This window comes from Pseudoalteromonas sp. D15MCD-2 (genome assembly GCF_038562745.1).
GTDB lineage: Bacteria > Pseudomonadota > Gammaproteobacteria > Enterobacterales > Alteromonadaceae > Pseudoalteromonas.
The window spans coordinates 303,440-325,000 of the sequence record NZ_JBCFQE010000001.1 but is presented as its reverse complement, the minus strand read 5'-3'; the positions used below and the strand labels follow the sequence as shown (position 1 = coordinate 325,000).

Here is a 21,561-nt window from a genome sequence, read left to right as displayed (position 1 = left end):
AGTTCAATTGAGACTCTAAATTTGTTTGCGTCATCTAGCGAACTAGAATCTGCTGTTAGAACTCAATCTGTACGAGTGCCCACACAGATGATTGCTTTATATTGTTAAAGAACGTTTGAGATACTTTTGCGTCTCAAGGGCTGTGCATTCTACGCAAGCCGTTATTTTTGTCAACACTTAATTTTGATAAAAGTTTATTTTTTCAAAACTCAGTTTTACTTGACTCAACCAACTCGTCGTTTTGCTTTTTTGTAAGCAGTCCGCCGTGTCGGTGGATGCGCATTATAGGGAGATCCGAATTGAGATCAACTGTTTTTTGAAGTTTTTATGAAAAAAATGACTGTTCGCGCAAAATACGAACGAAACGGGTGAAAATAACACTAAACCACTCACATTATGGCTATTTAGGCAGTGTATTTTATAAATATGCTTGTTATTAAGTTTTATAGAAGGTGATTTAACTATTAAGGAACGCGAATTGATCTTTATATGTGATCTTTATATGTGATCTTAATTGCTAGGTGCTAGGTGCTAGGTGCTAGGTGCTTCAAGATTGTATGGTACTGTTTGGGGTTGATAGAGCTGTTTTATTAGTAGTGAAGTTTAGTAGTGAATTTTAGAAAGTAAAAAGCCGAGCATAAGCTCGGCTTTTTGGTGTCTTTACGACTTACTCTGCAGACTGCGCGTCTTCTTGAACTTCTTCGTTTGTCGCTGGGCGACCAACTAGTTCAATATAAGCCATTGGTGCATTATCACCAGCACGGAAGCCACACTTAAGAATACGAGTGTAACCACCAGGACGGTCTGTATTACGTGGACCGATTTCGCTGAATAATTTACCAACTACTTCATTATCACGCGTGCGAGCAAACGCTAAACGGCGGTTTGCTACACTGTCAGTCTTAGCCAGTGTGATTAAAGGTTCAATTACACGGCGCAACTCTTTAGCTTTAGGCAAAGTTGTTTTGATGATTTCATGTTTCACCAAAGAACCAGCCATGTTGCTGAACATCGCTTTGCGATGGCTGCTGTTACGGTTTAATTGACGACCACTCTTACGATGGCGCATGACCCTATCCTTCTAACTAAACTAATATAGTGATTTAGATTATTCAGCTAGGCTTGCAGGCGGCCAATTTTCTAGGCGCATACCTAGAGAAAGACCACGTGAAGCTAGCACGTCTTTAATTTCAGTTAGAGACTTCTTACCTAAGTTAGGCGTTTTAAGAAGCTCAACTTCAGTGCGCTGAACTAAATCACCGATATATTGAATTTGCTCGGCTTTCAAACAGTTTGCTGAACGTACTGTTAGCTCAAGATCATCAACTGGACGAAGCAGAATAGGATCGAATTCTGGCTTCTCTTCTTTCTCTTCTGGCTCAGTTACATCACGTAAATCTACGAATGCATCTAATTGCTCAGCTAAGATAGTAGACGCACGGCGGATCGCTTCTTCAGGATCTAAAGTGCCGTTTGTTTCCATATCAATGATTAACTTGTCTAAGTCTGTACGTTGCTCAACACGGGCTGATTCAACCGAGTACGCAATACGTTCAACTGGGCTGAATGATGCATCAAGCAGCAGACGACCAATTGGACGCTCATCGTCATCAGAGGATAAACGACTAGATGCCGGCACATAACCGCGACCGCGCTCAACACGAATACGCATGCTGATCTCGCTGCTATCTGTCGTAAGGTGACAGATAACGTGATCTGGGTTGGCAATAGTTACATCACCATCGTGCTGAATATCAGCCGCAGTCACAGGGCCTACACCAGATTTAGTCAGGGTCAGAAAAACTTCATCTTTGCCTTCTAAAGTTACTGCTAGACCTTTAAGGTTTAACAGAATTTCAATGATGTCTTCTTGTACGCCCTCTTTCGCGCTGTACTCATGCAATACACCGTCGATTTCTACTTCAGTTACTGCACATCCAGGCATAGATGATAACAGTATACGGCGTAAGGCATTACCCAAAGTGTGACCGAAGCCACGCTCTAATGGTTCTAAAACTACTTTAGAACGCGTTGGGTTGATAGCGTCGATATCGACTAACCTTGGTTTTAGGAATTCGGTAACAGAACCCTGCATTTTATCCTCTCTTAACTCTTAACTTTACTTAGAGTAAAGTTCGACGATTAGTTGTTCGTTAATGTCCGCAGACAGATCTGAACGCTCAGGTAGGCGCTTGAAGCTACCTTCCATTTTCTTACCGTCAACTTCAACCCAAGTCGGCTTTTCACGTTGCTCAGCCAACTCTAGAGCAGCGATGATACGTGCTTGTGTTTTTGACTTCTCACGAATTACAACAGTATCTTCTGGAGTAATTACGTATGAAGGGATGTTCACTACACGACCATTAACTAAAATCGCTTTGTGGCTTACTAACTGACGTGCTTCAGCGCGTGTGCTAGCAAAACCCATGCGATATACAACATTGTCTAAACGTTGCTCTAAAAGCTGTAACAAGTTTTCACCTGTATTACCTTTAAGGCGAGCAGCTTCTTTGTAGTAGTTACGGAATTGCTTTTCTAATACACCGTAGATACGACGTACTTTTTGCTTTTCACGTAGCTGTAAACCGTAATCAGATAAGCGACCTTTACGAGCGCCGTGCTGACCAGGTGCAGTCTCAAGTTTACACTTAGAGTCGATAGCTCTTACGCCGCTCTTAAGGAACAGGTCAGTACCTTCACGACGACTCAGCTTGAGCTTAGGGCCCAAATATCTTGCCATGTTATTTCTCCTAACCTATTGTTAAACGCGACGTTTCTTCGGTGGACGACAACCATTATGAGGGATTGGCGTCACGTCAGTGATGTTGGTGATACGGTAACCAGCAGCATTCAAAGCACGTACAGCAGATTCACGACCTGGACCTGGACCTTTGATGAAAACTTCTAGATTTTTTAAACCGTATTCTTGAGCAGCAGTACCTGCACGCTCTGCAGCAACCTGAGCCGCGAATGGAGTAGATTTACGTGAACCACGGAAACCTGAACCACCTGCTGTTGCCCAAGATAGTGCATTACCTTGACGGTCGGTAATTGTTACAATAGTGTTGTTGAAAGAAGCATGAACGTGAGCCATACCATCAGCAACTTGCTTTTTAACCTTCTTACGACGAATTGGTGCTTTAGCCATAATCTACCCCACCTTATTTCTTGATAGGCTTGCGAGGACCCTTACGAGTACGCGCGTTAGTCTTAGTACGTTGACCACGTAGTGGTAACGAACGACGGTGACGTAGGCCACGGAAACAACCAAGGTCCATAAGGCGCTTGATATTTAATGTAACTTCACGACGAAGGTCACCTTCTACAGTGTACTTGCCAACTGCTTCACGCAATACGTCAAGTGTTTCGTCTGAAAGTTCACCGATTTTTGTGGTCTCGGCGATACCAGTCGCTGCTAAGATTTCCTTAGAGCGAGTCTTACCTATGCCATAAATAGCAGTTAAACCGATAACTGCATGTTTATGATCAGGGACGTTAATGCCAGCGATACGGGCCACTAACACATCTCCTATATTTGAATTTGGTAATCATCTGTTTGAAAAGCCCGTAAGGATACTCAAACGAAGACCAAATCACAACTAAAAACACAGGCCGAGTAAATAACTCAGCCTGCACGACTGTTTAATTAGCCTTGCCTTTGCTTGTGCTTAGGCTCACTGCAAATTACGCGTACTACACCAGCACGTTTAATAACTTTACAGTTACGGCATATTTTCTTAACGGAAGCACGTACTTTCATTGCTCAACTCCGTAAAATGACCTTATCGACCGTAGCCTTTAAGGTTTGCTTTTTTCAGCACAGAATCATACTGATGTGACATCAGATGCGTCTGTACTTGTGCCATAAAGTCCATGATTACAACAACGATAATCAAAATTGATGTACCGCCGAAATAGAATGGCGTTTGCCATGCCATAGTCATGAATTCGGGCACCAGACAGATAAAGGTTATATACAAAGCACCTGCCAATGTCAGGCGTGTCATCACTTTATCAATGTATTTAGATGTCTGCTCACCTGGACGAATACCTGGGATAAATGCGCCAGATTTTTTCAGGTTATCTGCTGTTTCACGCGGGTTAAATACCAACGCGGTGTAGAAAAAGCAGAAGAAGATAATAGCCGCAGCTAAAACCATCGCATATAAAGGTTGACCTGGAGTCAACGTTGTAGCGATTGCTTGTAGCACATCAGCGACCGGACCTTCACCCTGGCCGAACCAGCTTGCAATTGTACCAGGGAACAGAATTATACTGCTAGCAAAGATTGGTGGAATAACACCCGCCATGTTTACTTTCAGTGGTAAGTGCGTGCTTTGAGCAGCAAATACCTGACGACCTTGTTGACGCTTTGCATAGTTAACGACGATACGACGTTGACCACGTTCAAAGAATACAACTAGGTAAGTAACAGCGAATACGATTACAGCAATCAATAACAGTACAAGTACATTCAGATCACCTTGGCGCGCCATTTCGGCTGTCGAACCAATAGCAGACGGCAGGTTAGCTACGATACCAACAAAAATCAGAACTGAGATACCGTTACCGATCCCACGTTCTGTAATTTGTTCGCCCAACCACATTAGGAACATAGTACCAGTTACTAAACTCACTACAGCAGTGAAGTAGAAACCGATGCCTGGGTTAACAACTAACCCGTCCATCATGCCCGGTAAGCTGGTAGCAATACCGATTGATTGGATTGTAGCAAGCACAAGCGTGCCGTAGCGTGTGTACTGGCTAATTTTCTTACGCCCTTGCTCACCTTCTTTCTTAAGCTCTATAAACGGCGGATACATATGCGTTAATAGTTGCGTAATAATCGAAGCCGAGATATACGGCATAATACCCAGTGCTAACACTGAAGCTCGCTCAAGCGCACCACCGCTGAACATGTTAAACATTTCAACAATGGTGCCCTTTTGTTGCTCGAAGAAATCGGCAAGTACAGCGGCGTCAATCCCAGGGATCGGCACGAATGAACCTAGACGGTAAATAATGATAGCACCTAATACAAATAGTAATCGACGCTTCAATTCCGAAAGCCCACTTTGTGCACTTTTCATATCTTGACCTGGTTTAGCCATTAGTACTTCCTTAGTCTTCTACCTTGCCTCCGGCAGCTTCGATAGCTTCGCGAGCACCTTTAGTCACTTTAAGACCTTTAACGGTAACTGCGCGTGAAACTTCGCCAGATTTAACTACTTTAACGAACTGGATGTTCTTTTTAACTAGACCAGCTGCTTGTAACGCGTTTACGTCTACTACATCGCCTTCAACTTTAGCGATTTCAAAAAGGTTAACTTCAGTAGATACTAATGATTTACGTGAAGTGAAACCAAATTTAGGTAGACGACGTTGCATAGGCATTTGACCGCCTTCGAAACCAACGCGAACTTTACCGCCAGAACGTGATTTTTGGCCTTTATGACCACGGCCACCAGTCTTACCAAGACCAGAACCAATACCACGACCTAGACGTTTCTTTTCAGTTTTTGCACCAGCAGCAGGTGAAAGTGTATTCAAATGCATCGAATTAACCCTCAACCTTTACCATGTAAGAAACTTGGTTAATCATACCACGCACACATGCTGTGTCTTCTAACTCAACAGTGTGATTGATACGACGTAGACCAAGACCGCGTAATGTAGCTTTATGCTTCGGTAAACGACCGATAGAGCTCTTTACTTGTGTTACTTTTACAGTTTTATTAGCCATGGTTTACCCCGTGATTTCGTCAACGCTAAGACCACGTTTAGCAGCGATTGACTCTGGAGAGTTCATGTTCTCTAGAGCAGCAATCGTTGCACGAACGATGTTGATCGGGTTAGTTGAACCGTATGCTTTTGACAATACGTTCTGTACACCAGTTACTTCTAGTACTGCACGCATCGCACCACCGGCGATGATACCTGTACCTTCAGAAGCAGGCTGCATGTATACTTTAGAACCCGCGTGGCGACCCTTGATTGGGTGCTGTAGCGTGTTACCGTTAAGGTCTACACTGATCATGTTGCGACGTGCTTTTTCCATTGCTTTTTGAATAGCAGCTGGAACTTCACGTGCTTTACCATAACCAAAACCTACTTTACCTGCGCCGTCACCAACTACTGTTAGTGCAGTGAAGCTAAAGATACGACCACCTTTAACCACTTTAGACACACGGTTTACCGCGATTAGCTTTTCAGCCAAATCAGGCTGTTGTTGCTTTGCTTCTACGTTAGCCATTGTCTACTCCTAGAATTGCAGACCGGCTTCACGCGCTGCATCAGCAAGCGCCTTCACACGGCCGTGATATTTAAAGCCACTGCGATCAAAAGCAATCTTTTCGATGCCTTTGTCAGCTGCACGTTCAGCAACCGCTTTACCAACTGCTTGAGCAGCTGCAACGTTACCTGTGCCTTTAACTGTTTCGCTAATTGCTTTTTCAACAGTAGAAGCAGCAGCCAGTACAGTACCCTCAGCAGTAACTACTTGAGCGTAAATGTGACGTGGCGTGCGGTGGATAACAAGACGCGTTGTGCCTTGTTCAATATAATTTCTACGAGTGCGTTTAGCACGACGTAGACGAGCTGTTTTTTTATCCATCGTCTTACCTTACTTCTTCTTAGCCTCTTTACGGCGTACATTCTCGTCCGCGTAACGAACACCTTTACCTTTATAAGGCTCAGGTTTACGGTATGCACGGATGTTAGCAGCTGTTTGACCAACTAACTGCTTGTCTACGCCCTTAACTAGAACTTCTGTTTGGCTTGGTGTTTCAATCGTAATACCTTCTGGTACTTCGAAATTCACTGGGTGTGAGAAACCAAGAGTTAAGTCTAATACTTTGCCCTTAGCTGCTGCACGGTAACCAACACCTACTAACTGAAGTTTCTTCTCGTAACCTTCATGCGTACCAACAACCATGTTGTTGATTAGAGCGCGAGCAGTACCTGCTTGTGCCCATGCATTAGCTACGCCTTCACGAGGTAAAGTTGTAATAACGTTGTCGTTAACTTGTACTTCAACAGCGTCGTTGATAGTACGAGTTAATTCACCGTTTTTGCCTTTAACTGTGATGTCCTGGCCTTTTAATGTAACTTCTACACCGGCAGGAACATTGATTGGTGCCTTTGCTATGCGAGACATAGTTCCCCTCCGATTAAGCTACAAAGCCAATGATCTCACCACCAACGCCGGCACTACGTGCTGCGCGGTCTGTCATTAGGCCTTTAGAAGTTGATACGATAGCGATACCAAGACCACCCATTACCTTTGGTAATTCGTCACGTTTCTTATAGATACGTAGACCAGGGCGGCTAACACGCTGGATGTTTTCAATAACAGCTTTGCCTTCGAAATATTTTAAATCGATAGAAAGCTCAGGCTTCGCTTCACCGCTTACAGCGTAATCTGCGATATAACCTTCATCTTTTAATACTTTAGCTACTGCTACTTTCAGTTTTGAAGTTGGCATCGTTACTGATACTTTCTTCGCTGACTGACCGTTACGGATACGTGTAAACAAATCCGCAATAGGATCTTGCAAGCTCATAGTCTTACTCCCGTGATACTATTACCAGCTAGCCTTTTTAAGGCCAGGAATTTCACCGCGCATAGCTGCTTCGCGAACTTTAATACGGCTCATGCCGAATTTGCGAAGGTAACCATGTGGGCGGCCCGTAACGTTACAACGATTACGTTGACGTGAAGAGCTAGAATCACGTGGTAAAGCTTGTAGCTTTAATACCGCGTCCCAACGATCATCGTCAGATGTATTAACATCACTGATGATAGCTTTTAGTGCCGCACGCTTTTCAGCGAACTGAGCAACTAATTTCGCACGCTTTGCTTCGCGCGCTTTCATAGAATTCTTTGCCATAACCCTACCCTTATTTCTTGAATGGGAAGTTAAACGCTTCTAACAACGCACGGCCTTCATCATCTGTTTTCGCAGAAGTAGTGATTGTGATATCCATACCGCGAACACGGTCTACTTTATCATAATCGATTTCTGGGAAGATGATTTGCTCACGTACGCCCATGCTGTAGTTACCACGTCCATCAAAAGACTTAGCACTTACACCACGGAAGTCACGGATACGTGGGATAGCGATTGAAACCAAACGCTCAAAAAAGTCCCACATACGCTCGCCACGTAGGGTTACTTTACAACCAATTGGGTAACCTTCACGCACTTTGAAGCCTGCAACTGATTTGCGTGCTTTAGTGATTAGAGGTTTCTGACCAGAGATTGCTTCTAGATCCGCAACAGCGTTATCTAGGATCTTCTTGTCAGCTAGAGCTTCGCCCACACCCATGTTTAATGTGATCTTTTCGATCTGAGGGACTTGCATGACAGAGCTGAAACCAAACTTCTCTTGAAGCTCAGCAACTACTTTGTCTTTATATACTTCATGCAGTTTCGCCATCATTCTACTCCAACTATTAGATAGTTTTACCAGTAGATTTAAAGATACGTAATTTCTTACCATCTTCAATCTTGAAACCTACACGATCTGCTTTACCCGTTTCCGAGTTGTAGATCGCAACGTTTGATACGTCGATAGACGCTTCTTTCTCAACAATACCGCCAGCTTGGTTCAACTGAGGAACAGGCTTTTGGTGCTTCTTGATTAAGTTGATGCCTTCGACAAATACTCGACCAGATTCAGCAACAACTGAAAGCACTTTACCGCGCTTACCTTTGTCTTTGCCTGCTAGTACGATTACTTCGTCATCACGACGGATTTTTGCTGCCATGATAGACTCCTTATAGTACTTCTGGTGCTAGTGAAACGATTTTCATGAACTTTTCAGTACGAAGTTCACGAGTCACAGGGCCGAAGATACGAGTACCAATTGGCTGTAAGTTATCGTTTAAGATAACAGCCGCATTGCTATCGAAACGGATCAAAGAACCGTCCGGACGACGAACGCCTTTTTTAGTACGCACAACTACCGCGTTTTTAACATCACCTTTCTTCACTTTACCGCGAGGAATAGCTTCTTTTACAGAAACTTTGATGATATCGCCAACCGCTGCATAGCGACGGTGCGAACCGCCAAGGACTTTAATACACTGCACTTTGCGAGCGCCGCTGTTATCAGCAACGTCCAGCTGAGTTTGCATTTGGATCATGTTAATGACCTCCGGTGTAGAAATTACAACACGCCTTAATTTTGTTTAAAATCAAGACATTTCGGTTAAATTCCACTCAAAAAACAAGCAAGTTGTCTCTTAAGGGCGGGCAATTGTAGCAGCAATGGCAAGGAAGTGGTAGGTTATTTTTTAATTAATTTGGAATTAATCGCAATGCCTGCATTGAGGAATTACAGCAGCTTGCTGGTTTGTTATTGATTATAAAACAAACAGGGCGCAAATGCGCCCTGTTTTTGACTTTAATTAAATTTTTATTAATTACCAAATAGACCTTTTAATTTGTCTTTGATTTTATCTTTAGCTTTTTCTTTGACTTCTTCTTTCGCCGCATCACTGACATCTAAGCTATAACCAACATCATGGAATGGGCCTTTGATACGCAGTGGAATTTTAAAGCCTGTACTATCATCGGTCGTGCCTTGTCCTTCGATTGAATCAACAATCCCCGTTACCAAGCGATAGTCTACATTCGTCATAGGTAAATCAACTTTACCTGAGCCAGTAATACGAATAAGCGGGCTAAGTAGCGACAGATCTTTATTTTCACCAACACCGTTAGTGAATACAAAACTGCCCTGCAATGCCGAGAAGTCTGTTTGCTGTGAGTTATCAAAGCCTGTATCTAAACCTTCTGATACTGCGCTTAAGTTACCTTTGATAAGCTCTTTTGCTTTACGAACCATCTCTGCAATGTTGGCCCCTTTTACCGCACCATCAGCAAACTCAAAGCCTAACTTACCATTTAAAGCATTTATAAAGCTCTTTTGGCTTTGGCCTGTGGTCGTTAGATCCCAGTTTAGAGAACCTTTACCCATTAACTTATCGAAACCAGCCGCATCAGTCAGTAATGGCTGCGCATCAATTTTATCTAAAGAAAAGTTAGTACTAATTTTATAAGGTGTTTGCTTGGCGTTAACGGTTATCACACCTTTACCATTGCCCTCATAAGCAACAAACTTGTCTAGACTGATTTTAGCCACGGCATTTTTTAGGTTCACCGTTAACTGGTTTTCACCAAGGGTAATATCATTGGCTTTTAAGCCACTTGAACGCACGACTACATTTGCATCAAGTGCATTTAAGCCGCTCATATCAATTGCAGTATCATCCCAAACAATTGGTTGTGCTGGCGCATCTGCTGCAGGCTCTGCTTGCTCTTCTTTAGCTACGCCCTCTGGTAGGTAAGGGTTTAGATCAAGCATACCTAAATCAATATCGGCATTCACAGCTAAACGATCACCAAGCTTAATATCGCTTTTACCTTTAATTTGCAGCTCATCTAGGGTGGCAAGTAGCTCTGTAAGCTTAAACTGCTGCCCTTTTAGATGCATTGACCCTTTTACATTAAATGCATTAAACGCATTTTCTTTTGCATTAAGTTCAACACCTTGCCAACTCGCAATATTTTTCACTGAGTCACCACTGACAGAAAGAAGCCCTTGCACGTCATTACCCATTTCTGCAATTGCACCTTTAAAATTCAAATCGACTAAGCGTGAATCAACCTCAGTGCTTACATTAAAGGTTTCGCCTTCAATCGCTTTAATAGGTGTATCTAGCGTGACATCTAAATCAAAGCGCTCACCCATATAGGTAATACCGCCTTTTAACTCTAAGGTCTTACGAAGAGAAGGTAATAGGATGGCTAATTCTAAATCGCTTATCTGTTGCTTTGCCCCGGTTTTACCATCTAGATAAGTGAAAGTACCACCGTAGATTGCTACTTCACCAAGTTCGATGTCAAAGTTATCTGGTAAGTTAACAGCGCCAGAACTCTTTTGCTGCTCTGTCTGTGGTTGCTCAGCAACCGCATCAAATAATTGCCAGTTTGCTTTACCATTTTTATCGGTTTCTAACAAAATTGTTGGTTTGTTAATAACGAATTTATCAAGTTTAAACTCACCGCCAAATAACGACATCCACGGGATACGGATAGCAAGTTGCTGCATGCTTGCCATATCTTTTTGTGAGCCTGTTTGCATATTAGCAAAGTGCACATCATTCAATTCGAGTTTTAATGATGGAAATACCGACAGCTTTTTATCGCCATTAATAGTCAGACTACGACCTGTGGTTTGTTCTACTTGCTCCGATACTTTATTAAATATCGCGTCTGTAGGTATTAGGAATGGTGCTGCGACTACCAATGCAATCAGTAATACGAAGATGACACCAACGATTTTCAGTAAGGTTTTCATAATCATCCTTAAAAATGGGCAAACAATGTTCTTATCATAGCGGGAGTTAGGCGCAATTGCATTGCCCAACACATAAAAAGGTTTGTGAACAAGCTTAGGTACAAGAATATGAATCAGCGCTGAAACCATTTGATACCTATAGGTTACAAAAAAATCTTGACCGCATGATACCTTAGGGTTACATTGATACCTTAGGGTTACATTGATACCTGTAGGTTACATTTGAGTTTAAAATAAAAGGAAACGATTATGTCTAAGCAAGATATCAAAACAGAAGAAAAGTTTATGAGTCATAACGCATGGTTTTCAATATTCATGGGAGTCACGTTATTAATTATTAGTGTTTACCCAATGCTCAAGCAAACATCAGCACCGTTACTGTTTATTGGCGGTACCGCATTTTTAGGATCTTTCTTTATGTTTGTAATTAGAGGGGGATTTACATGGAAACTTGGTTATCGCCTTACGTATAAGGATGAATTTTTAAATACGATTGATACCATCGCTTATAAACATGTAGTGCTTGGATTGCTTTTTAGCATGGGGGCTATTTTTTTATTGTCTGATGAACTTGCTTTAAATGTATCTCATAGCATGATGGCCACATTTTACCTTGCTTTGATGTGTTTGATATATGGCGTATCAATTCTTTGGCAAAGTAGAGACTAGGTATAAAAGTGCAAAATAATATCGCTAAATTCCGCAAAGAAAAGGGGTTATCGCAGCAAGAACTTGCTGATGCCATTGCAGTATCACGTAAAACCATCAGCACAGTTGAAACCGGCCGCTTTATACCCTCGGTGATTATCGCGTTAAAAATTGCTACTCACTTTGAACTCAGTGTTGAGCAATTATTTACACTCGATGACAATGATTAATAAACCACATCAGCCGCAATCTTACTTATAAATTATCAGTAAGATTGCATCATTCCATTACTTCGGTATGATGCACGACCCTGTTGTTTTTGCACCCTGTGTACTAAAATTAAACAACCCAATTTGGTCAAAACTGGAGTATCGATTAAGCATGAAGAAACTGCTTATTTCACCGTCAAAAATGGCGCTTGGCGAGCAAGAAAGTCAAATTTATCAAAATATCCTCAAGCAAGCCTCTGATATCAGCTTAAACCTTATGGCAGTTAAAGTAGAAAACCACCCTGAAGACTTTTTAGGTTGGTGCTATGAGCTATTAAGTGCAAGCCGTGATCGCATTAACTACGATCTGTTAGAAGATAAGCAATTACCCACTCTTAAAAAACTTCATGACTTATTAATTTCTGCAATCAGTTTTTTGCAGTTAAAAACATTAAGGGTTGCGCCATGGCCTGTTATTGCAGGCTTCATCGAGCAGCATAAAGAGCTTGTAGCCCTTGATGAGCAACTACGCTTAGCTAATTACATTGCCGCAATTAAATCGCAATCCCTAAAAGAGATGATCCCAGAAGACCGTTTAGCGTTTTCAGGTAAACACAGTGCCTCGCTTGATCCAAGCAGCTATAACTTCGACGTTGAATGGTTTGCTTCTACTAAGAACGCAAAAGGTTTCCACCAAATGTTGAGTGATTTGCCAGGTGCATTCGATGAGGCGCTTGTACACATCCCACTTGAGGGTGAAGTAACGCAAGAACATTATCAGCATTTTATGGTTGCTTACTTCATGGCATTTAATGGCAGCGATGAAAAGCCAACGCTTGCTCCTGCTACTCGCTTGCTTGCGATGCGCCGACCTGACGTGTTTACACCAATCGTAAATAGTAAACTTGATGCCCTTTGTGCGGCATTAGGCATTACTAAGCTTAATAACCGTGATTTTGAGCGCTACTGGCAAGATGTTGTCGAAGCAATACATAGCATGCCTTGGTTCAAAATGGCCAGTGCAGCAAATGAGCTTGAACAATCTCTGGTTGAAATCAAAGCCCTATTGCCTAGCTTCTTTTATTATGCAGATAAAAGTACCGCTGATAACTCTAACTATATTAAGTTGTTAAACAAACCTAAGAGTACCACAAGCTCAGCAGGTAAAAAGACCGTACGCCGTGGCAAAGAATCAGCAGAGATACTGGTGGACCGAGCATTAGCAAGTGATGATATCCCTGAACATATCAAAGCTAAGCGCGATTCAATCATCAGTGAAGTTGAAAAAGGCCGCAGTGTTGAAGAAACCATTACTCTAATGCGTGCAATTTTCGGCTAAGTTACTCTCAAATAAGCAAAACCCGGTTGCTTCGCAATTGTGCAACCGGGTTATTTTTTGCACCACACATGTGCGCATGAACAATTCAAATAACCATCCTTTTCACAATTAAACAAGTTTAAAAGCCTGTTTTTAAAGCCTTTAAGCATAAAATATCCCGCTCGGAATTAACTTGGCACAACCAGTGCAATATCGTATCCAGACAACACATAGAAAATGTCCTCAAATAATAACCAGACTGCAATCTGAAAATGGGACAAAATCAACATAACAACAGGATACAGAAACATGCTAAAACTAAAAAAAACGGTCGCAGCAAGCGCCCTTGCGCTATTAACTTTGAGCTCAACATATAGCTATGCAGAAGTTACAGCAAACGCTGCGGCAACTTCAAACTACTTATGGCGTGGTCAAGAGCAAGGCGGTGGTGATGCTGCAATCCAAGGTGGTATCGACTACGCAAGTGAATCTGGCTTTTATGCGGGTACTTGGGTATCGAATGCTAGCTGGGCTGACGACATGACTTACGAGCTAGACCTTTATGCTGGTTTTGGCGGTGAAATCAATGAAACCTTTAGCTACGATGTTGGCTACATTTATTATGCATACCCAGATGCAGCGTCTTACACAGATGCAGACTTCTCAGAAATCTACGGTAGCATTAGCATGGGTAGCTTCACCTTTGGTGCAGCAGTCCTAGCAACATCAGCAGCAAGCGGTGACGGTACAGATTTTGGTGACTCTCTATATTTAAATGCTGACTACAGTTTCCCAGTTGGCAGTACCGGTGCAGAAATGGCCCTTCACTTAGGCCATTACTCAGGGGATTTCATTGGTGATGATGACATCATCGACTACGGTGTTTCAGTGTCGAAAGACGGCTTTACTTTCGGTCTTTCAGACAACGACATTGATGGTTCAGATCTAAAAGTGTATGTCGCTTACGCGGTTGACTTCACTTTATAAAGAATGTGTTACTTGCTGCAACACGAAGGGCCGTTAAGGCCCTTTTCTAGTTTTGGGCTATATATTAAGGTACACTATGCCCGGTTGAGCCTTGCCAAATGCGATACCATTGTTCACGGTTCATAGTAAGCTGCTTAGCTTCAACAGCTGATTTAACACGCTCAATATTACCCGTACCAAGTACCACAGACGGTGCACTTGGGTGCATTAACAGCCAAGCATAAACAACTTGATCAATGGCTGTGGCGCCAATTTCAGCACCAACTTGCTCCAACACTGCACGTAAACGCACCGCTTTTTCATCATCACTTGAGAATATACGACCCCCAGCTAATGGTGACCAAAGCATAGGTTTGATATCGAGCAATTGGCATTGGTCTAAGCTACCATCATCAAGGGCTTTCATTTCGTAAGGTGAAAACTCAATTTGATTAGTCACAAGCTCAAAATCTAAACGCGACTGCAACAAGCTAAGTTGCGATGGGGTAAAATTAGATACACCAAAATCAATCACGTCACCATTTGCTTTTAAGGTATTAAATGCTTGTGCCATTTCATCGGCGTTCATTAAGTAATCAGGGCGATGGATAAGTAATACATCTAAACGATCAGTGTTAAAGTTTTTAAGTGACTGCTGTGCTGAGGCAATTATATGCGCGGCACTTGAATCATAATGGTTTGCTTTGCCTTGTAATCCTAGGCTGGCAAACGCAGGCTTAATACCACATTTAGTGATTATTTTGATTTCATCACGAATACTTGGTTTTAGTTTAAGTGCTTTACCAAATTCGGCTTCACAACCGTATTCACCATAGATGTCAGCATGATCGGTATGTGACACACCCATCTCAATTGCATTTTCTAAAAAACTTAAGCATTGCTGTGGCGTTATCTGCCAATCTAACAAGCGCCAGAATCCTAATACCAACTCATCAATACAACGACCATTGCTATTCACCATAACGACCTACTATTCCTAATAAATTCGACTCAAATTAATCCTTTAACCATATCACAGATTTACTAATCACAGCTGTTAACATACAGTTACAAAACAAATTGCTAATTTGTTACTAAACAGGATATTTTAGTACCTAAAAACAAATGTTATAAAACAAGGAATAAAAAATGAAATCATCAAATGTCATGACCGCATTGGTTGATATTTTTATCAGCCCGAGCAAAGCCTTTAATGGTTTAAAGGAAGCAAAAGGTTGGTCTTTTGTTGCCTTTATTTTACTTGCCGGCATCCTCGCTGCCAGCATGTTTGCTTTTTACAATAAAGCTGACCCGCAGTTTTTAATCGATCAACAAGTGGCTGCTGCCAGTGTTGATGCCACCATTGCAGAACAAAAAATGATTCGCCAAAGCATGGAGCAAACCATAGATATGCAAGTATGGTTTGCTATGTTTGGTGGCATCATTGGTTTGGCTGTTATTAATGCTCTAATGGCAGGCTACTACCTATTTGTATCTAAGCAAGATCCAGAAGCTAACTACGGTTATGGTGCGTGGTATGGCTTTGGTGTGTGGACCATGATGCCAATGATTATCTCAAGTCTTGGTTTACTCATCTTAGTATTAACTGCGAGTACCGACCAAATCTCACAGACGTTATTTAACTATGCTTCGATTAACCAACTTTTAATTGGTTTAGAAATTGGCCACCCATTCTACACCTTACTTGAAAGTCTCAATATCTTTTCTATTTGGGGTATTTTCATCGCAGCTATCGGTTTAAAGAGCTGGACTAATTTCACTTTCAATAAAGCGCTACTGTTTGCAGCTCTACCAAGTATTGTTATTTACGGTATTTGGACTGTAATCGCTCTCGTTTAATTCTGCTTTGAGCGGCGATATGCCGCTCTTAACTACCAAGGAAGTAACATGAAAAAAGCCATTATTATTGGCCTCGCTGTTACAGCATTTGTCGCTTTACTGATTTCAAAACAAGTCACAGGCAATAAAGATGCACCAGAAATGCATATTGCAGAAGTTGAACAAGGCAATATTGCCGATTCAATTTTAGCCTCTGGCAACCTCGTGTTTAATACCCAAGTGCAACTGCGCTCAGAAGTGACAGGCCGTGTAGCGAAAGTGTTTGTTGAAGAAGGCGAAAGTGTCACTGAGGGCGATATTTTAATGCGCCTAGATACGACCGCGTTTGAATCTGAAGTTGCACGCAACAAGGCCGTGCTTCGCGCGACCGAAATCGATATAAAGCATAGCGAAACCCGATTAAAAAATATCGAGCGTCAACTAAGCCGCCAGAAAGAGCTTTATGAAGTGGGCCTTGCAGGCCAAGAAGTGTATGAAAACCTACAAAATGCCCGCGATTTAGCAAAAATAGATATTGAAGCAAGACGTGAAGCTTACAACCAAGCCCAAGCATCGTTATTGATTGCTGAAGACCGTTTAAATAAAAGCGTGTTTCGCGCTCCAATGAGTGGCCTACTTGCTTCGGTAAATATTAAAGAAGGTGAAACTGTTATTGCGGGAACAACTAACATTATTGGCTCAGACTTGATGCTAGTAGCTGATCCAAGCGCAATATTAGCCGAGCTTCGAGTGGATGAGACCGATATTGCCGGTATCAAATTAGACCAACACGCAGATATCTATGCCGCCGCTTACCCAAATCAACCTTTCACTGGCAAAGTAATAAACATTGGCACATCAGCAAAAAATCAAGCCGGTTCTCAGGGCTTATCATTTAAAGTCAAAGTACTGCTTGATGCCACTGACCGCCAGCTTTATGCCGGAATGAGCTGCCGCGCAGAAATCGCCACAAGCATTGCCGAAAATGGCTTAAAACTGCCTATTGAAGCTATTCAAAAAGAGGATGATAGCTACTTTGTCTGGAAGCTTAATGCAGATAATACAGTAACTAAAACAGCTGTTACGGTAGGTATTTCTTCAGATATCGAACAAGCACTAACCAGCGGTGTTGCAAAAGGAGATCGTATTGTTATCGGCCCAGCTAGACCACTTAGCTCACTAAAAGAGGGTGATACGGTAGCCGTTAAAAACAGCCCTGAAAAAGGTGCTAACTAATGTCTGCGGTGATCAAACTCAGTAATATCAATAAACAATACAAAATGGGCGAACAAGTTTTCAAAGCCCTTGATGATATTAATATTGAAATTGCACAAAATGAGTATGTTGCCATTATTGGCCCTTCGGGTTCAGGTAAATCAACCCTGATGAACTTGCTTGGCTGCTTAGATACTCCCACCAGTGGTGACTACTATTTAAAAGATAAGCTAGTAAAGCGCATGACCGAAACGGAGCTTGCTCATCAGCGTAATGAAAGTGTTGGCTTTATTTTTCAAAGCTTTAACTTATTACCACGAGCATCCGCCCTTGAAAATGTTATGCAGCCCTTAGTGTATCGATTTATTTCTGCCAAAGAGCGAAAGCAACAAGCGCTCGAATCATTACAACGGGTTGGTCTTGGCGATAAGGTAAATCACCTTTCGAGCCAGCTTTCTGGTGGCCAACGTCAACGTGTCGCTATAGCTCGCGCACTGGTTACTAAGCCCCACATTCTACTTGGTGATGAGCCTACCGGTAACTTAGATAGTAAAACCACCACTGAAATCATGGCGCTGTTTGATGAACTTCATAACGAAGGGCACACCATCATTTTGGTTACTCATGAACAAGATATTGCTGATCACTGCCAACGTGTTATTCGCTTAGTTGATGGCAAGGTTGTTAGTGATACCCGTAAAGGCGAAGGAACAAGACAACATGTTTAAATCTGCTATCGCTGTAATGGAAGGTACAAAAGCCGCACTGATGGCAATTAAAGCTAATGCGATGCGCAGTGCTCTTACCTGCTTAGGCATTATTATTGGTGTTGCGGCGGTTGTGACCGTGGTGGCAGTGATGCAAGGGTTTACCAAGCAAATTAATGATCAGCTTGCTGATATGTCTCCCGATGTCACCAATATAAAACCTTACACTAGCGTAGAAAAAGAAATGGTAGGTCAACAAGCAAAGTTAACCTACAGCGACTTTTTAACTCTAAAAGCACGCGTAAAAGAAGCCGAAACCTTTACTGCGCTAATGTTTACTTGGCGCTTTTCTGGTGCAGCAGAGTATGGCAATAAAAGTCATGCTTCACGGGTAATGGGCACCGAGCAAGACTACCAAAAAGCTTACCGCACCTACCCAGAACTCGGGCGGTTTATTCGCGCAGAAGATGATGAAAAACGCCGTCGAGTGGCGTTTATTGGCCCTTCAATTATCGAAAAGCTTAACCTGCCTGAAAACCCTGTAGGTGAGTATATCAAACTCGGTGGTGAGTGGTTTCGCATTATTGGTGTTGCTGAAAAACAAGGTAGTTTATTAGGTTTTGACCAAGACGATTACATTAATATTCCAATAAGTACCATGAGTGCGCTAGAAGGCGGCAGTGTTGATACCAATGTACAAATGATGTTTCGTTTGAAAGATGATGCTAACGAAGCGCAAGTACTGGCTAAAATTCGCCGCATCTTACGTCAATTACATAAACTGAAAGACGGCGAAGATGACGACTTTGAATTTGAAACCGCCGAAAAAGCCCGTGCCAATATCGATAAATTTACCGGTAGTGCAACCGCAATTACCGCGGGGATAGTGGGTATCAGCCTAGTAGTTGGGGGTATTGGTGTGATGAATATCATGCTGGTTTCGGTAACAGAGCGTACACGTGTGATCGGCACCTTAAAAGCATTAGGGGCAACACCAGGCTTTATAATGCTGCAATTTTTAGTTGAAGCTGTGGTGCTATCACTGTTTGGTGGTTTAATTGGTTTAGCGATTGGTTATGGTGCTGCGGCACTGATTTCGTTATCAGTGCCGAGCATGCCAGATGCCTACATACCGGGTTGGGCGATTATGCTGTCATTTGGCTTTACTTCATTGATTGGTATTGTGTTTGGCTTAGCGCCCGCTATTAAAGCGGCACGCTTAAACCCAATTGATGCGCTGCGTTATGAATAACTAGTCTGGCTTATAAGGTACTTGAGCACAGCTTATTTCAACTGTTTTCGGGTACCAAATAGGCCCAACTTGGTTTACTGCAACTTCAGCTAAGCCATTGGTGAACGACTTATAAGTGTGAACGGTTTGCCATTCGGAATCAGGACACTCCTCAGATAAGTCGACAGGCTTTGAACCTTCGTAAAGCGCTGCGGCAAAGTTATGATGCCATTGCTCTGTTGCAGGCGCTTTATTGGCTTGTGCAGCACTGCCATTATCAAAGTAGATATTTGTGCAACCACTTAAGGTTGCTACTAACACAGTTGTTACTAGTAGGCTTTTCATAGTTGTTGCTCCTGTGCTTGTTGCTCACACCATACTTTTACTGTGTGAGGAGCATAAATTCCGAGTGTAACAAGTCCTAATGCGCCATCAGCGAATGTTTGTTGCGATTGCATTTGGGCAACTTTTTTATCTTGGCAAATAGCCTTTACATCAACGCGCTCTTCACCAACAAGGCCCCACAAAAAGAATGGGCGGCTATCTTGGTAATCAGCTTTAGTGGCTAATTTATTGGTTGTTTTTTCTGGCACTATGGTGACTGATGAACACGCTGTCACCGATAAGGCAAGCAGCATACAGGCCATTTGTTTCATGAGTAGTTCCTTTGTCTGAGTTGTTAAGCTCAGTAAGTATAAGAATATGAGTACACATTTTGGGTAAGAAAGCGTATAAAAATTGTAGGAAATACTACAGTTTCTAACATTTAGCCTTTGAACTAAACTGAGGCTATCGACGACTAACTCTCAAGGAAAGTAACTAAAGGTCATTATGACGGCATATCTGCGTATATTTTTATTACTTGTGTGTTTAAGTGTGCTGTCTTGGTATAGCTTTTCAAGCGATCCTAGCTCTGATGAGCAACAAGGTATAACCAAAACCGCTGTGAACCTTGCTAATTGCCAACAGCAATTAGCGCAAAGCCGCATGCAAACTTACGCTGAACATTATATTTTGCCCTATCAGTTCAAGTTATTGAGTTGGAATATCTACAAAGCACAAATAGATGGCTTACTCACAGATTTACAAAAGCTAAATGCCGATGCTGATATTGTGTTACTACAAGAAGCTATCGAAGAACCTTCGCTTACAAAGCTCAAACCCTATTGGCGCTTTGCTAAAGGGTATAAGAGCGGCAGCGTGCAATCAGGAGTTATGACACTCAGCCGCTGGCCAGCTACTGTACATTGTACACTCACCCATAAAGAGCCTTGGCTACGTAGCCCAAAAGCCACCAATATTGTGGAGTATGCGCTGCCTGATCAACAGTTATTACTCAGTATTAACCTACATGCCATTAACTTTACGATTGGCGTTAGTGACTTTAAGCAACAGCTCGACGATGCCGCCGCTATTATGCGAACGCACAAAGGCCCTATTGTATTTGCCGGTGATCTCAATACCTGGAGTGATGAACGCCAAGCCTTATTACAGCAAACATTGACCCAGCTAGGTTTGCACGAAGCTATTTATTTAGATGATAAGCGCACCAAAGCATTTGGATTAGCACTTGACCAAGTATGGGTGCGTGGTGTCAAAATAGAAACTACCGTTGTACCTGAGCTTGCAAGCTCAGATCATAACCCAATAATTGCAACCTTGACGATAGAGCATCAAACGCTATGAGATTATGTATGAGAGGATATTGGTTAATCGCATTAATGTTATTGAGCATTAGCCAATTCAGTGATGCAGCCACCCCAGAACAAGAGATAAATCACCTCATTGATTTTGTCGCTAAGAGCGATGCCGTATTTATTCGCAATGGTACAGAGCACTCAAGCCAAGATGCTGCCGAACACCTTGCTATGAAGTATCGAAAAGCAACCCGCTATGCAAAAACTGCCGAAAAGTTTATTGAAAATTTGGCGAGTAAAAGCTCATGGAGCGGTAAGCCCTATAAAGTAAGACTCAGCAATGGGTCGTTACTCAATGCAAAAGATTGGTTGAGCAATGAATTAAAAGAGTACCGCCGAAACCAACATATTCATAATTAAAAT

General features: G+C 42.3%; 31 protein-coding genes. 10 read left to right on the top strand and 21 right to left on the bottom strand.

The window, feature by feature from the left end; all coding sequences use genetic code 11:
• Positions 1-667 precede the first annotated feature (667 nt).
• From rplQ to AADY36_RS01350, 18 genes are all read right to left on the bottom strand, one after another.
• Positions 668-1,069 (bottom strand): 50S ribosomal protein L17, encoded by a 402-nt coding sequence (rplQ, locus tag AADY36_RS01435; protein WP_004589197.1) that lies wholly within the window; start codon positions 1,067-1,069, stop codon positions 668-670.
• A gap of 39 nt (positions 1,070-1,108) precedes the next feature.
• On the bottom strand, positions 1,109-2,095 hold the full coding sequence (locus AADY36_RS01430; protein ID WP_004589198.1) for a DNA-directed RNA polymerase subunit alpha: 987 nt from the start codon (positions 2,093-2,095) through the stop codon (positions 1,109-1,111).
• Between the two features lie 24 nt (positions 2,096-2,119).
• A complete protein-coding gene (rpsD, locus tag AADY36_RS01425) occupies positions 2,120-2,740 on the bottom strand; it encodes a 30S ribosomal protein S4 (protein WP_036974007.1) in 621 nt (206 codons plus the stop codon).
• Positions 2,741-2,761: 21 nt separating this feature from the next.
• A complete protein-coding gene (gene rpsK, locus AADY36_RS01420; protein ID WP_036974009.1) occupies positions 2,762-3,148 on the bottom strand; it encodes a 30S ribosomal protein S11 in 387 nt (128 codons plus the stop codon).
• A 13-nt stretch (positions 3,149-3,161) separates the two neighbouring features.
• The gene (gene rpsM, locus AADY36_RS01415; RefSeq protein WP_054562818.1) at positions 3,162-3,518 is read right to left on the bottom strand and encodes a 30S ribosomal protein S13; all 357 of its coding nucleotides are present in this window, start codon (positions 3,516-3,518) and stop codon (positions 3,162-3,164) included.
• A 128-nt stretch (positions 3,519-3,646) separates the two neighbouring features.
• Entirely contained in the window at positions 3,647-3,760 is a 114-nt protein-coding gene (rpmJ, locus tag AADY36_RS01410) for a 50S ribosomal protein L36 (protein ID WP_002959476.1), read from the bottom strand.
• Positions 3,761-3,782: 22 nt separating this feature from the next.
• Positions 3,783-5,111: a preprotein translocase subunit SecY gene (gene secY / locus AADY36_RS01405; protein WP_036974013.1), complete on the bottom strand. Its 1,329-nt coding sequence runs from the start codon at positions 5,109-5,111 to the stop codon at positions 3,783-3,785.
• Between the two features lie 10 nt (positions 5,112-5,121).
• Positions 5,122-5,556 (bottom strand): 50S ribosomal protein L15, encoded by a 435-nt coding sequence (gene rplO / locus AADY36_RS01400; RefSeq protein WP_054554386.1) that lies wholly within the window; start codon positions 5,554-5,556, stop codon positions 5,122-5,124.
• Positions 5,557-5,560: 4 nt separating this feature from the next.
• Positions 5,561-5,743 carry a 50S ribosomal protein L30 gene (gene rpmD / locus AADY36_RS01395; RefSeq protein ID WP_016710201.1) on the bottom strand — a complete coding sequence of 61 codons (183 nt, stop codon included), beginning with the start codon at positions 5,741-5,743 and terminating at the stop codon, positions 5,561-5,563.
• Positions 5,744-5,746: 3 nt separating this feature from the next.
• Positions 5,747-6,253 carry a 30S ribosomal protein S5 gene (gene rpsE, locus AADY36_RS01390; protein WP_036974018.1) on the bottom strand — a complete coding sequence of 169 codons (507 nt, stop codon included), beginning with the start codon at positions 6,251-6,253 and terminating at the stop codon, positions 5,747-5,749.
• Between the two features lie 9 nt (positions 6,254-6,262).
• Positions 6,263-6,613, bottom strand: coding sequence for a 50S ribosomal protein L18 (rplR, locus tag AADY36_RS01385; RefSeq protein WP_036974021.1), 351 nt, complete (start codon positions 6,611-6,613; stop codon positions 6,263-6,265).
• 9 nt (positions 6,614-6,622) lie between these two features.
• Complete coding sequence (gene rplF, locus AADY36_RS01380; protein WP_054554387.1) at positions 6,623-7,156, bottom strand: 50S ribosomal protein L6; 534 nt, start codon at positions 7,154-7,156, stop codon at positions 6,623-6,625.
• A gap of 13 nt (positions 7,157-7,169) precedes the next feature.
• A complete protein-coding gene (gene rpsH / locus AADY36_RS01375; protein WP_054554388.1) occupies positions 7,170-7,562 on the bottom strand; it encodes a 30S ribosomal protein S8 in 393 nt (130 codons plus the stop codon).
• Between the two features lie 21 nt (positions 7,563-7,583).
• Complete coding sequence (gene rpsN / locus AADY36_RS01370; RefSeq protein WP_054554389.1) at positions 7,584-7,889, bottom strand: 30S ribosomal protein S14; 306 nt, start codon at positions 7,887-7,889, stop codon at positions 7,584-7,586.
• A 10-nt stretch (positions 7,890-7,899) separates the two neighbouring features.
• A complete protein-coding gene (gene rplE / locus AADY36_RS01365; RefSeq protein WP_054554390.1) occupies positions 7,900-8,439 on the bottom strand; it encodes a 50S ribosomal protein L5 in 540 nt (179 codons plus the stop codon).
• A 16-nt stretch (positions 8,440-8,455) separates the two neighbouring features.
• Positions 8,456-8,770 carry a 50S ribosomal protein L24 gene (rplX, locus tag AADY36_RS01360; protein ID WP_054554391.1) on the bottom strand — a complete coding sequence of 105 codons (315 nt, stop codon included), beginning with the start codon at positions 8,768-8,770 and terminating at the stop codon, positions 8,456-8,458.
• 10 nt (positions 8,771-8,780) lie between these two features.
• Positions 8,781-9,149 carry a 50S ribosomal protein L14 gene (gene rplN / locus AADY36_RS01355; RefSeq protein ID WP_010378257.1) on the bottom strand — a complete coding sequence of 123 codons (369 nt, stop codon included), beginning with the start codon at positions 9,147-9,149 and terminating at the stop codon, positions 8,781-8,783.
• 275 nt (positions 9,150-9,424) lie between these two features.
• Positions 9,425-11,368, bottom strand: a complete 1,944-nt coding sequence (locus AADY36_RS01350) for an AsmA family protein (RefSeq protein ID WP_342408417.1) — start codon at positions 11,366-11,368, stop codon at positions 9,425-9,427.
• 249 nt (positions 11,369-11,617) lie between these two features.
• Here AADY36_RS01350 and AADY36_RS01345 point away from each other — a divergent pair, with 249 nt between their 5' ends.
• From AADY36_RS01345 to AADY36_RS01330, 4 genes are all read left to right on the top strand, one after another.
• On the top strand, positions 11,618-12,037 hold the full coding sequence (locus tag AADY36_RS01345) for a hypothetical protein (protein ID WP_055198628.1): 420 nt from the start codon (positions 11,618-11,620) through the stop codon (positions 12,035-12,037).
• 8 nt (positions 12,038-12,045) lie between these two features.
• Complete coding sequence (locus AADY36_RS01340) at positions 12,046-12,246, top strand: helix-turn-helix transcriptional regulator (RefSeq protein ID WP_342408416.1); 201 nt, start codon at positions 12,046-12,048, stop codon at positions 12,244-12,246.
• 151 nt (positions 12,247-12,397) lie between these two features.
• A complete protein-coding gene (locus tag AADY36_RS01335) occupies positions 12,398-13,564 on the top strand; it encodes a hypothetical protein (RefSeq protein ID WP_054563031.1) in 1,167 nt (388 codons plus the stop codon).
• Between the two features lie 288 nt (positions 13,565-13,852).
• Entirely contained in the window at positions 13,853-14,530 is a 678-nt protein-coding gene (locus tag AADY36_RS01330; RefSeq protein WP_054562821.1) for a TorF family putative porin, read from the top strand.
• Between the two features lie 64 nt (positions 14,531-14,594).
• Here the strand turns inward: AADY36_RS01330 and AADY36_RS01325 are convergent, their stop codons facing one another.
• Entirely contained in the window at positions 14,595-15,488 is an 894-nt protein-coding gene (locus AADY36_RS01325) for an aldo/keto reductase (protein WP_054563032.1), read from the bottom strand.
• Positions 15,489-15,658: 170 nt separating this feature from the next.
• Here AADY36_RS01325 and AADY36_RS01320 point away from each other — a divergent pair, with 170 nt between their 5' ends.
• From AADY36_RS01320 to AADY36_RS01305, 4 genes are read left to right on the top strand one after another with little or no spacing between them, the layout of a single operon-like run.
• The gene (locus AADY36_RS01320) at positions 15,659-16,369 is read left to right on the top strand and encodes a YIP1 family protein (protein WP_054554396.1); all 711 of its coding nucleotides are present in this window, start codon (positions 15,659-15,661) and stop codon (positions 16,367-16,369) included.
• A gap of 48 nt (positions 16,370-16,417) precedes the next feature.
• On the top strand, positions 16,418-17,584 hold the full coding sequence (locus AADY36_RS01315; protein ID WP_054562822.1) for an efflux RND transporter periplasmic adaptor subunit: 1,167 nt from the start codon (positions 16,418-16,420) through the stop codon (positions 17,582-17,584).
• Positions 17,584-18,291, top strand: a complete 708-nt coding sequence (locus tag AADY36_RS01310; protein WP_054562823.1) for an ABC transporter ATP-binding protein — start codon at positions 17,584-17,586, stop codon at positions 18,289-18,291. Before AADY36_RS01315 ends, AADY36_RS01310 begins: the two co-directional genes overlap by 1 nt.
• Complete coding sequence (locus tag AADY36_RS01305) at positions 18,284-19,522, top strand: ABC transporter permease (RefSeq protein WP_058586180.1); 1,239 nt, start codon at positions 18,284-18,286, stop codon at positions 19,520-19,522. The genes AADY36_RS01310 and AADY36_RS01305 overlap by 8 nt, the downstream gene beginning before the upstream one ends.
• Here AADY36_RS01305 and AADY36_RS01300 read toward each other — a convergent pair whose 3' ends face one another.
• Both AADY36_RS01300 and AADY36_RS01295 read right to left on the bottom strand, forming a co-directional pair.
• The gene (locus tag AADY36_RS01300) at positions 19,523-19,846 is read right to left on the bottom strand and encodes a Bor/Iss family lipoprotein (RefSeq protein ID WP_054562825.1); all 324 of its coding nucleotides are present in this window, start codon (positions 19,844-19,846) and stop codon (positions 19,523-19,525) included. It abuts the gene before it with no gap.
• On the bottom strand, positions 19,843-20,157 hold the full coding sequence (locus tag AADY36_RS01295; protein WP_054554401.1) for a Bor family protein: 315 nt from the start codon (positions 20,155-20,157) through the stop codon (positions 19,843-19,845). The genes AADY36_RS01300 and AADY36_RS01295 overlap by 4 nt, the downstream gene beginning before the upstream one ends.
• A gap of 175 nt (positions 20,158-20,332) precedes the next feature.
• On the opposite strand from AADY36_RS01295, the gene AADY36_RS01290 reads away from it, so the two are divergent.
• Positions 20,333-21,187: an endonuclease/exonuclease/phosphatase family protein gene (locus tag AADY36_RS01290; RefSeq protein WP_239963186.1), complete on the top strand. Its 855-nt coding sequence runs from the start codon at positions 20,333-20,335 to the stop codon at positions 21,185-21,187.
• An 8-nt stretch (positions 21,188-21,195) separates the two neighbouring features.
• Complete coding sequence (locus AADY36_RS01285; protein WP_342408415.1) at positions 21,196-21,558, top strand: DUF5329 domain-containing protein; 363 nt, start codon at positions 21,196-21,198, stop codon at positions 21,556-21,558.
• Positions 21,559-21,561 lie beyond the last annotated feature (3 nt).

What these genes read in the sequence shown, in the direction of transcription:
- AADY36_RS01345 (WP_055198628.1), top strand. Translation starts at nt 11,618, where the DNA reads ATGTCTAAGCAAGATATCAAAACAGAAGAAAAGTTTATGAGTCATAAC.
- rpsH (WP_054554388.1), bottom strand. Translation starts at nt 7,562, where the DNA reads ATGAGCTTGCAAGATCCTATTGCGGATTTGTTTACACGTATCCGTAAC.
- rplF (WP_054554387.1), bottom strand. Translation starts at nt 7,156, where the DNA reads ATGTCTCGCATAGCAAAGGCACCAATCAATGTTCCTGCCGGTGTAGAA.
- rpmJ (WP_002959476.1), bottom strand. Translation starts at nt 3,760, where the DNA reads ATGAAAGTACGTGCTTCCGTTAAGAAAATATGCCGTAACTGTAAAGTT.
- AADY36_RS01285 (WP_342408415.1), top strand. Translation starts at nt 21,196, where the DNA reads ATGAGAGGATATTGGTTAATCGCATTAATGTTATTGAGCATTAGCCAA.
- AADY36_RS01335 (WP_054563031.1), top strand. Translation starts at nt 12,398, where the DNA reads ATGAAGAAACTGCTTATTTCACCGTCAAAAATGGCGCTTGGCGAGCAA.
- rpmD (WP_016710201.1), bottom strand. Translation starts at nt 5,743, where the DNA reads ATGGCTAATAAAACTGTAAAAGTAACACAAGTAAAGAGCTCTATCGGT.
- AADY36_RS01295 (WP_054554401.1), bottom strand. Translation starts at nt 20,157, where the DNA reads ATGAAACAAATGGCCTGTATGCTGCTTGCCTTATCGGTGACAGCGTGT.
- rpsK (WP_036974009.1), bottom strand. Translation starts at nt 3,148, where the DNA reads ATGGCTAAAGCACCAATTCGTCGTAAGAAGGTTAAAAAGCAAGTTGCT.
- rplX (WP_054554391.1), bottom strand. Translation starts at nt 8,770, where the DNA reads ATGGCAGCAAAAATCCGTCGTGATGACGAAGTAATCGTACTAGCAGGC.
- rplR (WP_036974021.1), bottom strand. Translation starts at nt 6,613, where the DNA reads ATGGATAAAAAAACAGCTCGTCTACGTCGTGCTAAACGCACTCGTAGA.
- AADY36_RS01305 (WP_058586180.1), top strand. Translation starts at nt 18,284, where the DNA reads ATGTTTAAATCTGCTATCGCTGTAATGGAAGGTACAAAAGCCGCACTG.
- AADY36_RS01290 (WP_239963186.1), top strand. Translation starts at nt 20,333, where the DNA reads ATGACGGCATATCTGCGTATATTTTTATTACTTGTGTGTTTAAGTGTG.
- rpsN (WP_054554389.1), bottom strand. Translation starts at nt 7,889, where the DNA reads ATGGCAAAGAATTCTATGAAAGCGCGCGAAGCAAAGCGTGCGAAATTA.
- AADY36_RS01320 (WP_054554396.1), top strand. Translation starts at nt 15,659, where the DNA reads ATGAAATCATCAAATGTCATGACCGCATTGGTTGATATTTTTATCAGC.
- rplE (WP_054554390.1), bottom strand. Translation starts at nt 8,439, where the DNA reads ATGGCGAAACTGCATGAAGTATATAAAGACAAAGTAGTTGCTGAGCTT.
- AADY36_RS01330 (WP_054562821.1), top strand. Translation starts at nt 13,853, where the DNA reads ATGCTAAAACTAAAAAAAACGGTCGCAGCAAGCGCCCTTGCGCTATTA.
- rpsD (WP_036974007.1), bottom strand. Translation starts at nt 2,740, where the DNA reads ATGGCAAGATATTTGGGCCCTAAGCTCAAGCTGAGTCGTCGTGAAGGT.
- AADY36_RS01310 (WP_054562823.1), top strand. Translation starts at nt 17,584, where the DNA reads ATGTCTGCGGTGATCAAACTCAGTAATATCAATAAACAATACAAAATG.
- rplO (WP_054554386.1), bottom strand. Translation starts at nt 5,556, where the DNA reads ATGCATTTGAATACACTTTCACCTGCTGCTGGTGCAAAAACTGAAAAG.
- AADY36_RS01430 (WP_004589198.1), bottom strand. Translation starts at nt 2,095, where the DNA reads ATGCAGGGTTCTGTTACCGAATTCCTAAAACCAAGGTTAGTCGATATC.
- rplQ (WP_004589197.1), bottom strand. Translation starts at nt 1,069, where the DNA reads ATGCGCCATCGTAAGAGTGGTCGTCAATTAAACCGTAACAGCAGCCAT.
- AADY36_RS01350 (WP_342408417.1), bottom strand. Translation starts at nt 11,368, where the DNA reads ATGAAAACCTTACTGAAAATCGTTGGTGTCATCTTCGTATTACTGATT.
- AADY36_RS01300 (WP_054562825.1), bottom strand. Translation starts at nt 19,846, where the DNA reads ATGAAAAGCCTACTAGTAACAACTGTGTTAGTAGCAACCTTAAGTGGT.
- rplN (WP_010378257.1), bottom strand. Translation starts at nt 9,149, where the DNA reads ATGATCCAAATGCAAACTCAGCTGGACGTTGCTGATAACAGCGGCGCT.
- rpsE (WP_036974018.1), bottom strand. Translation starts at nt 6,253, where the DNA reads ATGGCTAACGTAGAAGCAAAGCAACAACAGCCTGATTTGGCTGAAAAG.
- AADY36_RS01315 (WP_054562822.1), top strand. Translation starts at nt 16,418, where the DNA reads ATGAAAAAAGCCATTATTATTGGCCTCGCTGTTACAGCATTTGTCGCT.
- secY (WP_036974013.1), bottom strand. Translation starts at nt 5,111, where the DNA reads ATGGCTAAACCAGGTCAAGATATGAAAAGTGCACAAAGTGGGCTTTCG.